14 protein-coding genes are annotated in these 13,876 nt (G+C 52.6%); 1 reads left to right on the top strand and 13 read right to left on the bottom strand.

What is annotated here, in order from left to right; translation table 11 throughout:
- Positions 1–60: 60 nt before the first annotated feature.
- From FJM65_RS09620 to FJM65_RS09570, 11 genes are all read right to left on the bottom strand, one after another.
- The gene (locus tag FJM65_RS09620; protein ID WP_140621291.1) at positions 61–1,560 is read right to left on the bottom strand and encodes a carboxypeptidase-like regulatory domain-containing protein; all 1,500 of its coding nucleotides are present in this window, start codon (positions 1,558–1,560) and stop codon (positions 61–63) included.
- 197 nt (positions 1,561–1,757) lie between these two features.
- Positions 1,758–2,330, bottom strand: a complete 573-nt coding sequence (locus FJM65_RS09615; protein WP_140621290.1) for a hypothetical protein — start codon at positions 2,328–2,330, stop codon at positions 1,758–1,760.
- 320 nt (positions 2,331–2,650) lie between these two features.
- The gene (locus FJM65_RS09610; RefSeq protein WP_140621289.1) at positions 2,651–3,700 is read right to left on the bottom strand and encodes a hypothetical protein; all 1,050 of its coding nucleotides are present in this window, start codon (positions 3,698–3,700) and stop codon (positions 2,651–2,653) included.
- 127 nt (positions 3,701–3,827) lie between these two features.
- Positions 3,828–5,441, bottom strand: a complete 1,614-nt coding sequence (locus FJM65_RS09605) for a hypothetical protein (protein ID WP_140621288.1) — start codon at positions 5,439–5,441, stop codon at positions 3,828–3,830.
- 222 nt (positions 5,442–5,663) lie between these two features.
- Positions 5,664–7,058: a CsgG/HfaB family protein gene (locus FJM65_RS09600; RefSeq protein ID WP_140621287.1), complete on the bottom strand. Its 1,395-nt coding sequence runs from the start codon at positions 7,056–7,058 to the stop codon at positions 5,664–5,666.
- A gap of 60 nt (positions 7,059–7,118) precedes the next feature.
- The gene (locus FJM65_RS09595; protein WP_140621286.1) at positions 7,119–7,547 is read right to left on the bottom strand and encodes a curli production assembly/transport component CsgF; all 429 of its coding nucleotides are present in this window, start codon (positions 7,545–7,547) and stop codon (positions 7,119–7,121) included.
- Between the two features lie 31 nt (positions 7,548–7,578).
- Entirely contained in the window at positions 7,579–8,127 is a 549-nt protein-coding gene (locus FJM65_RS09590; protein WP_140621285.1) for a CsgE family curli-type amyloid fiber assembly protein, read from the bottom strand.
- 151 nt (positions 8,128–8,278) lie between these two features.
- Positions 8,279–8,695, bottom strand: a complete 417-nt coding sequence (locus FJM65_RS09585) for a response regulator (protein WP_140621284.1) — start codon at positions 8,693–8,695, stop codon at positions 8,279–8,281.
- On the bottom strand, positions 8,658–9,533 hold the full coding sequence (locus tag FJM65_RS09580) for a sensor histidine kinase (protein ID WP_140621283.1): 876 nt from the start codon (positions 9,531–9,533) through the stop codon (positions 8,658–8,660). Before FJM65_RS09580 ends, FJM65_RS09585 begins: the two co-directional genes overlap by 38 nt.
- Entirely contained in the window at positions 9,530–10,195 is a 666-nt protein-coding gene (locus FJM65_RS09575) for a hypothetical protein (RefSeq protein ID WP_140621282.1), read from the bottom strand. The genes FJM65_RS09580 and FJM65_RS09575 overlap by 4 nt, the downstream gene beginning before the upstream one ends.
- Positions 10,192–10,512 (bottom strand): hypothetical protein, encoded by a 321-nt coding sequence (locus tag FJM65_RS09570; protein ID WP_140621281.1) that lies wholly within the window; start codon positions 10,510–10,512, stop codon positions 10,192–10,194. The genes FJM65_RS09575 and FJM65_RS09570 overlap by 4 nt, the downstream gene beginning before the upstream one ends.
- 178 nt (positions 10,513–10,690) lie before the next feature.
- Here FJM65_RS09570 and trxA point away from each other — a divergent pair, with 178 nt between their 5' ends.
- Positions 10,691–10,996 (top strand): thioredoxin, encoded by a 306-nt coding sequence (gene trxA / locus FJM65_RS09565; RefSeq protein ID WP_140621280.1) that lies wholly within the window; start codon positions 10,691–10,693, stop codon positions 10,994–10,996.
- Positions 10,997–11,070: 74 nt separating this feature from the next.
- Here trxA and FJM65_RS09560 read toward each other — a convergent pair whose 3' ends face one another.
- Together FJM65_RS09560 and FJM65_RS09555 are read right to left on the bottom strand one after the other, a co-directional pair.
- Complete coding sequence (locus FJM65_RS09560) at positions 11,071–12,447, bottom strand: sensor histidine kinase (RefSeq protein ID WP_239022898.1); 1,377 nt, start codon at positions 12,445–12,447, stop codon at positions 11,071–11,073.
- A complete protein-coding gene (locus FJM65_RS09555) occupies positions 12,437–13,825 on the bottom strand; it encodes a sigma-54-dependent transcriptional regulator (RefSeq protein WP_140621279.1) in 1,389 nt (462 codons plus the stop codon). Before FJM65_RS09555 ends, FJM65_RS09560 begins: the two co-directional genes overlap by 11 nt.
- Between the last annotated feature and the right edge of the window lie 51 nt (positions 13,826–13,876).

Below are 13,876 nucleotides of genomic sequence, written 5' to 3'. Positions count from 1 at the left end.
AACGATAAAAGCCATGGCATAGCCACGGCTCTTACATTATAGTTGGTTTAAGATGATTTCTTATTTCCAGTCGGGCATGGTGGCGTTGGAGAAAAGCTTGGTTCGGTTCTTACCGTCGGCATCCATCACATACACATCATAAGGGCCCAAGCCATCGTTCGGGGTATTCACAAAAATAACCTTGTCTCCTGTAGGTGAGTAACGTGGATACAGGTCGTTGGTGCCGGCAGGCTTGTTCTTCGACAGGTCTACCTTTCCGGAGCCATCAATGTTTATCCGGTAGATGCGGGCGTCCAGCTGCCTTCCCTCGGTAATCTCAAAACCAGAGGCATCCTGGGTAAAAAGTATACTTTTTCCGTCGATGGAGAAGGCTGGGCTTTCGGTGCGGCCAGGCTCGTTCTCTACCAGCAGCGTCATATTTGCCCCGTCAGCATCCATAAGGTATAACTCGGAATCGTTAATGTCGTTGCCGATGGTCTGCGCCACAATCTTGTTGCCGCTGGCAGTCCAGTCCAACATTCTGAAGTGGCGGTCTGCAGGTGCCTTGGCCAGCACCGTCAGGCCTGAGCCATCGCGCTCCACCCGGTAAAGATCCTGGTAGTGCGGGTAGATCAGTTGCCCGCCGTCCGGGGCCCACACAAACCCGATGCCTTGGTTGTGGTAGCCAGCCACGGGTACCGTCGTGATCTGTTTCTGGTCACTGCCATCCAGGTTCATGGTATAAATCTGCGGCTCAATAGCGGCGTTTGAAGAGTAGGCGATGATATCGCGTTTCGGGTTCAGGAGCGGCCACCACTCGCGGCTCACATCCGATGTAAGCCTGAACGTATTTGCCTCGGTGCCGTCGGACCTAAAGATGTTGTAGTCGCCGTTCTCGGAGCGGGCGAACAGGTAGCGGGCATTGGGGATACTAAGTGTGGTAAAGCTCCATACATCGCTGTTGGCGGTTCTGCCGCTCTGGTCTTTCACCACCACCTGCCAAAAGTAGGTGGTGCTGTACATCAGGTTTTGGGCCACCACACTCGTATCCGACACAGACTCAGCAATCAGCTTTTTATCCGTGTTGCCCGACTCGTACAGGTATACATCGTAGGTGATGGTGTCGTTGCTGTTGGCCTTGGGTGCTTTCCATTTGAGGGTAAGGTTTACCGGCTGGTTGGTCGTGCCTGAGGCTGGCGAAGGTTCTGTGGCCTTGCCTGGGGCCAATCCGCCTCCGGCGGCCTCCTCCATCACGATGGTTACCATGCTGTTCTTAAAGCTTTTAACCGCCACGGTAACCGATTTCACTTTATACCCTAATTTCTGGGCTGTAACGTTATACTCTCCTGCATCTACGTCAGGTATGGCAAAATTGCCTTCCTGGTCGGTAATGACGGCAGCGGTAGCGGGTTTGGTCGTGATGCTCACGGCCTGTATCGGCGCTTCTGTTTCTGCATCTATCACCACACCCATAATCTTGCCGCCGCCTTCAGGCTCTACGGTGTCTTCGTTACAGGAAAGTAAACTTATGGAAAGCAGAAAGAAACAAGCAAGCTTAAGGGTGAAAGAAGCTTTTAGCATGTGTGGGATTAGTTTGGTGTTTTTAAGAAAACTTCGCGAGGCACAAATCTTTAATTCTTGTATACTTCTATATAGCAAAAATGTTTTAAACAGACTGCTTAAAATCAAAGTTTATTTAAGGCTAGCCGCACAAGCTGCCCCACGGATAAACAAGCGGGTATGCCTCGGCTTATTTGCAGGCCTAAGCCATGGCTGCGCTACTGTTTCTGAACCGTAACAGGCACAAAGCCGCTGCTTTGCTCAATGGTGATGTTCATGCCGTTTCCCTCCTGCACTACCTGGTACGGTCTGGAAGAAGGGCTTGTCTCTATCTGGTTGATGGTGTTGTTGTTGCCATACTGCGATAAGCTGTAGTGAAGGTTGCTGCCGCTTAGCTGCTGCTTTATGGCATTTCCGTTTCCCTGCTGCACCACTTCGGTGCTTAAGTTCGTGCCATACAGATCGCCTTCGTACAGGTTCTCGAGGCCTTGCTGGCTGATAGTGGCGCGTATGCCGGAGCCGTTCTGCTGCAGCGCCGCCTGATTATAGCTGCCCACCTGCAGCACGCTTGCCTGGTTGCCTGCCCCGCCGGTTTGCACCTGCTGCACAAAAGAAACGTTGGCGCTTCCCTCCTGCTGCGTTGCGGCCTCGTTAGCGCTGCCTACTTTGCCCGCGGCACGCTCTGTTTGCATGGCTTTCAACAACGCCGCTTCGCTCTGCGCCGACTGCGCTACCACCTTCTGCATCAGCATAAAAGCGCTGACAAATAGAACAAGTACAACCTTTTTCATACTTATAAATTTATACTGTAATTGCTCATGCTGCAGTGCTAAACATACCGCAGCATGAGCTTTATTCTTTAATGCTAATGCACTTGCGTTCCCTGCATCTGTTTGTTAGCGGTTATAGTATGTGGCCAACACAACAGCACGCGAAACCCTAAGTTCAAGAAAATGTACGCTTCACAGGTACAACGCGTGAGGATAATCAGAATTATTTATAGTATAAATATACTACAACAAAGCACTATTGTTGCAATAATTATAACCATTTAAATATTAATTTTATCCCGAACAAACTGCACGCTGCTTTTCGCGTTACGCTTGCCGCATTAGTGCTGCGATACAACTGAAGTGTTCCCAGAGCCGTGCTGCATCGTTTCGGAGAGGTTGCCTACCCCATCCTGACCTACAACGGCCATATTCAACACACCGCCATATTGTTGCACCGAAGCACTGTTGCCCTCACCCGACTGCGTTAAATCGGCCAAATTGTCCATGCCGCCTTCCTGGTAGACATCCGCTGTATGCATGGTACCGCGCTGGTAGATGTTAACTGTGTTGTCTGCGCCGCCATTTTGCATTACGGTGGCTGTGTGGTAGCTGCCGTCCTGGTGCACTTCTACGTCGTTGTCGCCGCCGCCAAGTTGCGTCACCGAGGCGCTGTTCCAGTCGCCGTACTCGTCCCAGCTGCCATGCTGATAGACCACAGCTTTGTTCTGCCAGCCGCCTTCCTGCGTAATCTTGGCAAAGCCATCGATGCCGTCCTGCTCTATTTTCCCCTCATGGTCCTGCCCGCCGGCTTGCTGTATCAGGCCAATATTATAGTCACCTCGCTGGCTAATGCTTGCACTGTTCACCACTCCCCCTGTCTGGGTAATGTTGGTAATGTTGAGAAAACCTCTCTGGGAAGCATGCGCTGTATTGTAGGAACTCTCGGTCTGCTGCACCTGCGCATAGTTCATGTCAACCTCCTGCCACACATAGGCCTCGTTTCCAATCCCCTGCTGGTTTACCTGTGCTATGTTGTCCCAGGCATAGTATTGTATAACTGTTGCTTTGTTGGCCTCGCCGGCCTGTTGCACGGTGGCACCAGCGTACCCCGCCCCTGTCTGCTCTACATATACTTGGTTGGCATGGCCTGCCTGCCCAACCACAGAACGGTTTTCGAAGCCCTCTGTCTGCAGGGCTTCCAAACTGTTCATACTTCCTTGTTGGCTTCCTACAAAGCTGTTGCCTGTGCCTCCGGCCTGTGTAACAATGGCACTGTTATCTGTGCCTAACTGCGTTGTGCCGGCGTAGTTGGAGTCGCTCTGGGCCTGGACTGCACCCGCCACAAGTATAAGTGCGGCTGTGGCAGCCTGAAAATATTGCGTATTCATGATCGTCGGTTAAGGTTAAGAATCACCGCCTAAAGTACTTTAAGCGGCCTTTAGCTATTGCAAGGCAAAAAATAAGGCACCGGATTTCCTCCGGTGCCTTACATGCTTTATCTGCATTATACAGCTATTAGTGCTGGTTAACCACAGAAACGTTGCCAGAGCCACTCTGCATTACAGGCGCACTGTTACCAAAGCCTGTCTGGGTTACAGTAGCAGTGTTGTTGTCGCCGCTCTGCATCACAGAAGCACCGTTAAGCACGCCGCTCTGCGTTACAGAAGCAGAGTTCAGCAATCCTGTCTGGGCTACAGAAGCACTGTTAAACCAGCCGGTCTGTGTTACAGTCGCATCGTTAGCTGAGGCCATGTCCTGTACCACCATGGCTCCGTTACCAAGACCATCCTGAGATACAGAAGCAGTGTTGTTGTCGCCACCATACTGGTAAACGGCAGCACCGTTTCCTAAACCTACCTGCGATACGACCGCGCTGTTGGCAAGGCCACCGATCTGCTCAACATAGGCACCGTTCAAATCACCGTTTTGGGCAATATCGGCCACATTGTCCATGCCATCCTGCTGGTAAACACCGGCAGCATTCGCAACGCCATCCTGGTTAACAGTAGCAGTGTTATCTTCGCCGCCAACCTGATCTACATACGCGAAGTGGGCGTCGCCATCCTGGTGCACGTAAGCATCGTTGTCGCCGCCGCCTATCTGGCCAACTAGGGCCTCATTGCCGTCGCCGTGCTGGTACACGTCAGCATCGTTCTCCCAGCCGCCATCCTGCAAAATTGAGGCATAGTTGCCATCGCCATCCTGCTCTATGTCAGCGTCATTGTCTTCGCCAGCCAACTGGTCTACATAACCCATGTTGCCTACGCCGTCCTGATCAATATCAGCATCGTTGTCTTCGCCTTCAAACTGATAAGTAACAGCGTCGTTTGAGCTGCCGTCCTGATCGATGTCGGCGTCATTGTCCATGCCGCCAGTCTGAATGGCAGTGGCAACGTTCAGGTCGCCGTCCTGGTCAATGTCGGCGTCATTGTCTTCGCCGCCGGTCTGCTCAACGTAAGCATCGTTCTCAGTTCCGTCCTGGTCGATGTCAGCGTCGTTGTCAATGCCTCCGGCCTGGAAAATGGTGGCAATGTTCAGGTCGCCGTCCTGGTCGATGTCAGCGTCGTTGCTCTCGCCTCCCTGCTGATCGATGTAAGCATCGTTGGCGGTTCCGTCCTGGTCGATGTCAGCGTCGTTATACATGCCAAGCGTCTGGTAAACAGTGGCGATGTTTGCGTCTCCATCCTGAGAAACATCTGAACTGTTCTCTGTTCCTTCAGACTGCTCCACGTAGGCGCTGTTGGTTGTTCCGTCCTGAGATATAACTGAAGAAGTCATGGAACCGCCCATCTGATAAGACTCTGCACTGTTGCTAGTGCCATCCTGCGAGATGGAAGAAGAGTTGGCAACACCCATGTCCTGCGTGATGGCAGCAGAGTTAAAGTCGCCTGACTGAGAAGCGTCGGCTGAATTAGACTCGCCACCATTCTGAATAATAGTGGCTGAGTTTGAATTCAGAACCTGAGCCACACTGGCTGCATTGCCAACACCGCCCGCCTGGTCAATAGTAGCTGAGTTTGTTGTTCCAGCCTGGGTGGTGCTCGCTGAGTTAACTGTGCTTTGCGCGAAAGCAGAGCCCGCTGCGAACATCAAAGCTGCCGTGGCAGCATAGATTACTTTTTTCTTCATAATACTAATGTTTTGATAAGGTTTAAGATGATTTACATTAGCACTATACACTGTTAAAATATAAATGTTTCAAAAAAATTTTATTTTTTTTATTTTTAAAATTAACATACTACAAACGGAAGTTTTATAACTAATTTTATTATCTAAAAGGCCTTATATACAAAAAAGGGGATGCTGCCCGCTGCAGCATCCCCTTCCTTCAGTTTTATCGATAGAGACAGCTTACTTATACTGCCCCAGGTAAAAGTTTATGCCTATTTTCCCTGTCCAAAAGTAATCGTTAAAGCGCCCTTGCTCTACTTCGTCTAGGTCATCGTCCAGGAGGTAGGCGCTGGAGGCATTAAGGTCTATCCCGATTTTTTTTGTTAGAAGGTACTCCATGCCCAGGCCGGCTTTTACGTAAGGGTTAAACCCATTGCCACTGAAGATGTCGCCGAAGCTGCCGGTAACTAGTCCCCCGGCTCCGACCTGCGCATAGGGCGAGTAGCGCAGCTTAGGAAACAGCAGGTAGTTTAGGTCAAGCTCTGCATAATTTATATCAGCCTGAAAACCGTTGTCGGTGGCCAACTGCCCCTTGCCCAGCCTAAGGTCCAGGCCAATGTTCTGCCGCGAGCTGATGCGTAGCCCCGCCTCTCCCATAAACTTGAACTCCGGCCCCGGAAAGTCGCCTTTATAGTACATGGCCCCGATGGCACCGCTCACGCCGATCAGGCTGCGGCGCTCCGCCATCAGGTTACCGTGGATATCACTGTTCAGGATGTCCTCTTTCTCCTGCAGGTAATCCCTTACCACCTGCGACTCCAGGTCCTCTTTGTTTTTGGGCCGCCAGAACCCGGCCAGCATACCTTCTATCACCATGCTTTGCACAGCCTTGTCAATGGCTTCCTTCACGGCTATCTCTGAGGGCTCGTTGTAGGTAAAACCGGTCTCGGCCTCTAGCAGGCGTTTAAAATGCACATAGCGGAACACGCCAAAGTCTACTGCCTGAGACAGGATCGTTTTGGTGGTATAAACAGTTTTCAGTATTTCGCCGGTGCTTGTAGAGATGGCGCGCAAGTACACCGTTACTTTGTCTTCGCGGTACTGCCCCGATCCTCCTGCCCCAAAATAGCGTAGGCCCGCGCCTCCCGTTACCACGTTGGCATCATAAGAGATGATGCCGCCCTCCAGGATGATTCCGGCAAAAAGCAGCCCGGGCAGGTTCGGCTCTTTCTTTCCGGTAATTGCCTCGGCCTCGGCACGGGTAGAGCGGATTATTTTTCGTTCGTTCAGCAGGTTGCCCAGGTTTTCGCGCTCAATTGGCGTAAACCACCCCGACTCTTCCAGCGAGTTGATGAGAATGGTAGTGGCCCCTTGCGTCACCGCGGTAGACCAACTGGTGCCGACCTCAGATGGTTTGTACTGGCCTGTCTGGTCTCTGAACTTGTACACGGCGGCCACCACTTTCTGCTGCGGCTGCGGCAGGCTAACCAAGTCTTTGTATGCCGGTGAGGGTGGCCCCAAAGTGGCCTTTGCGCTCTGCATCGGCTGATGAAAGTATGGCGAGCAGCCCTGCAGCAGGCTAAGCCAAAAGGCACAGCAAATACTGAAAATGTAGGTAAAAAGCTTATTTGTCATAAGAAAGGGTGAAGTAGGAAAAGGAGGATGCCAGCGGATAACCTAACTTAACTTGGCGGATTAATAGTATGGAATGGTCACGGATGTCCTGTCGCCGGTGCCAATATCCACAATGTCTATACTTATACCGCCAGGCCCTTCTACTACATCTATCTGGTAGTCGCCTACGGTGTAGCTGCCTGGTGTCACGCCGTCTTCGCCAAACTGGTTGGAGATAAGCTTCCTGGACAGCTCGTTAAGTATCTGGCGGTTCAGGCTGTTCTTGAAATCCTGGAGCGGGTCGCGGGTTATGCCGGTATTGGTTTCGGCATCCGGGTCTTTTAGCTTGTCCTGTGCCTGGGCAGAGCTTTGCAGCCAGGAGTAGTTATAGGGGTTGCCGCCAAAAGCAGGGTTTTTAGGTGTGTAAACCATATCCTGCGCTTGTATATTTTCAGGATTTGCGAGATGGAAAAGAGAGAATGCTATCAGGGTATAAATAACATTTTTCATAGAATGGCTTTATATGGATCAGTGTTATACTTTAAAAAACTTCCCGCGACTTGTTCCCCTCTGCCTCCAGCTGCTGCTGCAACTGATTGCGTACCAGGTACTCGTAAAGTCCGGATGCCACATAGGTGGCGACCTCTTCAATCACATCATACCGGGGCTGCAACTGCTGCTCAAATAACAGTTCATCGTTCAGGGCCACTTGTATAAGCGCGCCGTTTCCGCGGGTAGGCCTCTCCTTTATAAGTATGGTAAAGTTTTTGGCCGACGGGGGCGCTTCCCACTGCCTGTGAAAAACATCGTAAAAGTCCCGGCCTATCTTGGTGATGGTTTCATCCACGATCAGCCCGTCTACTTCCAGGTCGGCAGAACTGCGCACCTGCTCCTCAAACTGGTTTAGCTGCTGGTAAGCCTTCTGCTGTGCCTGCGTTGCCTGCCGGGCTGTGTCCTGCACCTCCTTGTTGTTCTGAGCCTTTACAGCCTGCACCGGCAGCAACAAGGCACAGGCCACCACAATGGCCCCCATTTGCCACTTCTGCCACACATACTTCACCTTCAGGCTCAAAACGGATTCACTAAACAAGTATCATTTGATTTTATAATAGCAATATACTATACTTATGTAAAAAAGTTTTATTATATCTTATATATTTAAAGTATAAAAACAGGTTAAACGACGGCACAAAAAAGCCCGATTCTTTAAAACCGGGCCTATAGTTTGGGAAATTGAGCGCTTAAGTGGCGTCGATCTTGATGGCGGAGGAAAAGTATCCGCGGCCAGATTTTAGCGCCTGCAAGGCTTGCCGGAGCTCTTGGGGCTCTGAGTTCTTTAGCAGATAGCCTTTCACGCCTTCATCCAGCAGGCTTTCCACCAGCGCCTCGTCCCCGTAGGTGGACATAATGAGGATGCGGACGTCCGGGTACTTGGACAGCAGGTAGCGGGACGTGGCAACGCCGTCCATCTCAGGCATTTCCAAATCCAGCATTACCACATCGGGCAGGTCTGCTTCGATCTTGTCCAGCAGCTCGGCGCCATTGCAGGCATCGGCAACAAGTGTAACTTCTTCAAAAGCTTTCAGTAGTTCCAGAACCCCCTTCCGGAACAGGTTGTGATCATCGGCTATTGCCAATGTTAGTGGCTGATACTCCATGGGCAGTAACAGGGTTAGTATAGTTAGTTGTGTGTAAATTCGGTTGTGTGGCAACAGGTACTTTAATCGCTACGGCAGTACCTGCGCCCGGCGCAGAGGTGATTTGTATGTCTCCGTCCAGGAGAGCTGCGCGGCTTTGCAGGCTCATGATGCCAAGCCCCTCTTTTTCCTGCTGTTCCTGCACAATCTTCTCCAGCTTAAAACCTACGCCGTTGTCTTTGTACAGCAACTCGATGTCTTTCTCTCCGAAGTGCAGGTCAATCGTTACCTTGGTGGCCTTTGCGTGCTTCAGGGTGTTGTTCAGCAACTCTTGCACCATACGGTACAGCACCAGTTCGTGTTGCGGTAAAAGCCTTTTGTTCTTGTCGTTGCAGCGCAGCTCCATTTCTAGCTGCCCCGTTGCGGTCAGGTTTCGGCGCAGGGCCTCGATCGCCTGCCCCAGCCCCATCTTTTCGAGCACCACAGGCATCAGGTCATGAGAAATGCGGCGCACGCTCACCAGCACATCGTCCAGCTGCTGCTTCATGTTCTGCACGCTCGTGTGCAGGCCCTCGTCGTCGCAGGCGGTGCTGTTCATCATCTGGTACAGGTTCAGGCGTATCAGCGCCAGCATGGCGCCCACCTCGTCGTGCAGGTCGCGGGCCACGCGGCGGCGCTCCTCCTCCTGCGCATGGAAGGTAGCCTGCAGCAGCTGCTGCTGCTTGGTGGCCTGCAGTTGGCGCAGGTGCTCCTGGTGTTGCAGCATGCGGCGCTGGTATAGCACCACAAACACGATGATGCCTACTGCCAGCAGCAGCATGATCGGGGTTATCAGTATAAGCGGTTCTAGCGTTTTCATACCACCGGGGCTCGCCTTATGGCCATCATCAACACTACCCTGAATAAAATATTCAGCACCAGGATTACGGAAAGGCACATTCTGGCGGCGTCATAAGACTCCGCCAGGGCTTCGTTAAACAAGTTGTAGGCCATGGCCGTGCCTGCCTGGAAAACAATAACCCCGGCGCTCAGCACAAAAATAGGGTCACGGTCCACGAAAACATAGTTTGGCTTGCTGATGAGTTGGTACAGGTATAGCACGGCCATGCATAGTAGCAGCAGCCCCGCCAGCATGCGCGGCTGCGAGTTCATCTGCGTGATGGCTTCGCCCCACAACACGCTGGAGGCACTGAACCCCACCACAACGGCCACCATTACTTGGATGCTCCGCCTGATTAAGCGTTTCTCAAAGCTAAAGTAATATATGGTGGCCAGCAACAGGAAATCCAGCGGTGTGAACAGATGCCCGAGCCATAAGTTATTGTTCGTGCCCAGGAACACCGTCAGCTGGCTTACGACCTCCCCTAACCCAATAAATCCGGCGTAAAACAACAGCAGCCGGAAGAGGCGGCTCTTGCGCTTTGGCAAAAGTATGAACCCTGCCACCAACGGAATCAGAAAACTGTAGGTAGAGGCTTTGATCAACCACGGGTAAACTTCCCGCAGGTAAAACTCCATCATCCGTTTAGTATACTTGCTACGCAGTCAGGTGGGCAGACATGCGAAAAATCAGCCATCACGCCGTCTTCCATGTCTTCCCCGTCGGCATTTGCGCCCACCAGCACCAACTGCTTCTGCCCGTTTTCGTCTATGCCATAGTATATGCGGATGCCCATGCACCCCTCCTGCTCCAGGATTGCCTGCAGGATGTCGCGCCCGAAGAAATGTGCCTTGGCCACTCCTTCTTTGCCGGCTATACTTTGCCGGTAGTTTTGCGTGTAGCTGGCCGCTACTTCCGGCTCTATCTGGCCTCCCTCGGATCCGTTATATGTTGGCATAAATGCTGATTAATTTTCCAGAGATAAATATACTAATTCTTAAATAATTGTGAAGCGACGCCTACAAGTTTTTCACTGGCAGCGCGCGTTTTGAAATTTAGGCTAGAAAAGCTAGCTTGTATGCTCAACTGTATGCTGCTGCCCCGCGTATTAGTAGCACATTAAACCTCAGACTGCGATGGCAAAGAAATCTTTTCAGGAACTGATCAACAGCCCGGGAATGCCAGTGCTGGTAGACTTTTATGCAGATTGGTGCGGGCCTTGCAAGGCCATGAGCCCGGTGGTGCAGCAGGTGGCCAGCCAGTTTAACGGGAAGCTGAAAGTCGTTAAAGTCAACATCGACAACAACCAGACAGCTGCCTCCCAGTTTCGGGTGCAGGGCGTGCCTACCTTTATCCTCTTCCATAAAGGCCAGCAGGTATGGCGACAGTCGGGGGCCATGCCGGCGCAGCAGCTAACGCAGGTTATCCAGCAGTATGTTTAATCTTTGAGCCTAGGTGAGTGATTTGTGCATGAGCAAGTGGATTTTCATACTTCAAACGCTCAGTCAGGCTTCCCTCATCCCCCTGGTCTCTTCAGCATGAGGGTGAACGTAGTTTCGCCGGGCTGAGTCTTAACGCGGATGCTGCCGCCATGCTGCCGCATTATTTGCTTGGATAGGCTGAGGCCAATACCGGATCCCTGCTTTTTAGTAGTATAAAAAGGTATAAAGATCTTGTCCAGCACGTCATCGGGTATGCCGGGGCCGTTGTCGGTAACATCGATGCGTAGCCGGTCCCGTTCGCCCTCCGGTGCATAGGCCACTACTTCCACGCTAGCGTTTTTCTTGCCTACACTTGCCTCCATGGCATTTTTTATCAGGTTGATGAGCACCTGCTCCAGCTGCTCGGCATCTGCCAGCACTTCTGTTCTCTCATCGGGCAAAAATATTTTCAGACGCATGCGCTGCTCCTCTGCCTGCTGTTTTAGCAGCAGGTGCACGTTGCGCAGCAGGGCTGCGATGCGCACTGGTTTTAGCTCTGAGGCCGGCAAGCGCATCAGGCGTCGGTAGTTTTTCACAAAGTGCAGCATGCCGGCGCTGCGTTTCTCAATGGTCTGCAGCCCTGCCTGCATATCTTCCAGCACCTCTTCGTTTATACTTTTACCGGCGGCCAGGGGCTGCACCACCTCCTGCTCCAGCAGGTTGTTCAGGGTAGACGTTAGCGATACCACCGGCGTCACCGAGTTCATGATCTCGTGCGTCAGCACCCGGATTACTTTTTGCCAGGTTTGCAGTTCCTGCTCCTCCAGCTCCGTTTGGATGTTCTGCAGCGTCACGATTTTTACAAGCTGGCCCTGCAGCTGCAGCTCATTCGCGTTCAGGTTTAGGAGCACCGGCTCTACATTGCTTTGCAGCGTTACAAGCCGTTTCTCGTTTGGCCTTATACTATATAGAGCCTGCACCAGTTCCGGACTAACCCGCTCCAGCGCGTCTATGTGCCGCAGGTGCGGCACGTGCAGCAGCTCTTTGGTTACATGGTTCACCAGCTGCACCTCTCCTTCCTCATCAAAAGAAAGTATACCCACGCCCACCTGCTCCACTACAGCCTGCAAGTAATGGTAGTGCGCCTGCTTTTCCGTTTTTACCTGCAGGAAAGCCTCCGAAATACTATTGAAGCTCTGATAGAGCTCGCGGTAGGAAGCATTTGCGCCCTCCGTGGCAAAGCGCTGCGTAAAGTCGGAGTGGCGTATGGACTGCAGAAAGCTGCTGATGTCGCGGTTGGTACGCTCCACGAAATGCACCAGGTCGTATAGGAGGAAGAGCACCAGCAGGAACAGCAACAGGGCCGTAATGTACCAATCGGTGCGGAAGAGCACCAGCATGAGCAGTAGCACCACGCCTACCAGCAACAGCAGGCGCAGCAGTAGCTTTACGCGAAACCCGTTATAGGCCATGCTTCTCTATTCTGCGGTAGAGGGCCGTGCGCGTGATGCCCAGTTCTTTAGCGGCATGGGTGATGTTGCCGGAGTGCTTTACCAGCGCCTTCTGCACCATCATTTTTTCCAGGGCCTCCAGGGTGTAGTCGCTTTCGGCGATGGTCTCCAGGGCCTGCTGCTTATGATGCTCTCCTTCGGAGGGGGCAAAGTAGAAATCGTCGGGGTGCAGTTGGTTGCCGTCGCAAAGTATAACGGCGCGCTCCATGGCATGGTCCAGTTCGCGGATGTTGCCCGGCCAGTGGTATTCGTTTAGGCGGCGCAGCGTTTCGCTGTTCAGTTGCAGCTCCGGGCGGTCGTATTTCTGGCGGTATACTTTCAGGAAGTGCCCGGCCAGAAGTTTGATGTCCTCGCGGCGCTCGCGCAGGGGCGGCAGGTGTATCTCCACGGTGTTGATGCGGTAAAGCAGGTCCTGCCGGAAAGTGCCCTCCCGCACCATCTCGTAAAGCGGCATGTTGGTGGCGCAGATCAGGCGGATATCGATGGGGCGCGGCTTGTTGGTGCCCAACCGCACCACCTGCCGGCTTTGCAGCACGGTCAGCAGCTTTGCCTGCAGCGCCAGCGAGAGGTTGCCGATCTCATCTAAAAACAGCGTACCGCCTGAGGCAGCCTCCAGCCGGCCTGCCCGCTCCTCTTTGGCGTCGGTAAAGGCGCCGCGGGCATGCCCAAACAGCTCGCTCTCAAACAAGGTGGCGCTCACGGCCCCAAGGTCCACGATCTCAAACACCTGTTTGGCCCGCTTGGACTTGCGGTGGATGGCACGGGCAGCCACTTCCTTCCCTGTTCCGTTCTCGCCAAGTATAAGCACGTTGGCCTCGGTGGCTGCTACTTTCTCTATAGTCTGGTACACGCGCTGCATGGCCGGCGACACGCCTATAAACCCATCGTAATGAAAGGCTGTATTGTCGCGTTCGGCTTTTTCGGCGCTGCGCTTGCCAGTGGCCTGGGCGCTGCGGTTCTGGCAAGCCGATTTAAGTATGGCCACCAGTTTTTCGTTTTGCCAGGGTTTCAGTACAAAGTCTGAGGCTCCCTCCTTCAGGGCCCGCACGGCCAGTTCAATGTCGCCGTAGGCGGTCATTAAAATAACAGTGGTTTTGGGGGAGAGCTGCAAAATCTGCTTCAGCCAGTGAAACCCCTCTTTGCTGGAGGTGGCGCCGGTACTGTAGTTCATGTCCAGCAGCACTACGTCAAAGCTATGGTCCTGCAGCAGGGCGGGTATTTTATAAGGGTCCGAGGTTGTAATGACCGTCTCGAAATGCTGTTTTAGCAGCAATCTGCCAGCTACCAGAATATCCTCCTCATCATCCACCACCAATACCTTACAGGAAATCTTACTCATAGTTTTTTATTGTGTTGTGTGCGCTGTGTATATGTAAAAGTACGTTTTTCC

This window comes from Pontibacter mangrovi (assembly GCF_006385705.1).
In the GTDB taxonomy this organism is placed as follows: Bacteria; Bacteroidota; Bacteroidia; order Cytophagales; family Hymenobacteraceae; genus Pontibacter; species Pontibacter mangrovi.
This window is presented reverse-complemented; position numbering and strand designations above follow the sequence as displayed.

Excerpts from the sequence above, each read along its gene's own strand:
- trxA (WP_140621280.1), top strand. The coding sequence starts at position 10,691 with ATGGCAAAGAAATCTTTTCAGGAACTGATCAACAGCCCGGGAATGCCA.
- FJM65_RS09620 (WP_140621291.1), bottom strand. The coding sequence starts at position 1,560 with ATGCTAAAAGCTTCTTTCACCCTTAAGCTTGCTTGTTTCTTTCTGCTT.
- FJM65_RS09610 (WP_140621289.1), bottom strand. The coding sequence starts at position 3,700 with ATGAATACGCAATATTTTCAGGCTGCCACAGCCGCACTTATACTTGTG.
- FJM65_RS09580 (WP_140621283.1), bottom strand. The coding sequence starts at position 9,533 with ATGAAAACGCTAGAACCGCTTATACTGATAACCCCGATCATGCTGCTG.
- FJM65_RS09595 (WP_140621286.1), bottom strand. The coding sequence starts at position 7,547 with ATGAAAAATGTTATTTATACCCTGATAGCATTCTCTCTTTTCCATCTC.
- FJM65_RS09600 (WP_140621287.1), bottom strand. The coding sequence starts at position 7,058 with ATGACAAATAAGCTTTTTACCTACATTTTCAGTATTTGCTGTGCCTTT.
- FJM65_RS09575 (WP_140621282.1), bottom strand. The coding sequence starts at position 10,195 with ATGATGGAGTTTTACCTGCGGGAAGTTTACCCGTGGTTGATCAAAGCC.
- FJM65_RS09555 (WP_140621279.1), bottom strand. The coding sequence starts at position 13,825 with ATGAGTAAGATTTCCTGTAAGGTATTGGTGGTGGATGATGAGGAGGAT.
- FJM65_RS09605 (WP_140621288.1), bottom strand. The coding sequence starts at position 5,441 with ATGAAGAAAAAAGTAATCTATGCTGCCACGGCAGCTTTGATGTTCGCA.
- FJM65_RS09615 (WP_140621290.1), bottom strand. The coding sequence starts at position 2,330 with ATGAAAAAGGTTGTACTTGTTCTATTTGTCAGCGCTTTTATGCTGATG.
- FJM65_RS09560 (WP_239022898.1), bottom strand. The coding sequence starts at position 12,447 with ATGGCCTATAACGGGTTTCGCGTAAAGCTACTGCTGCGCCTGCTGTTG.
- FJM65_RS09585 (WP_140621284.1), bottom strand. The coding sequence starts at position 8,695 with ATGGAGTATCAGCCACTAACATTGGCAATAGCCGATGATCACAACCTG.
- FJM65_RS09570 (WP_140621281.1), bottom strand. The coding sequence starts at position 10,512 with ATGCCAACATATAACGGATCCGAGGGAGGCCAGATAGAGCCGGAAGTA.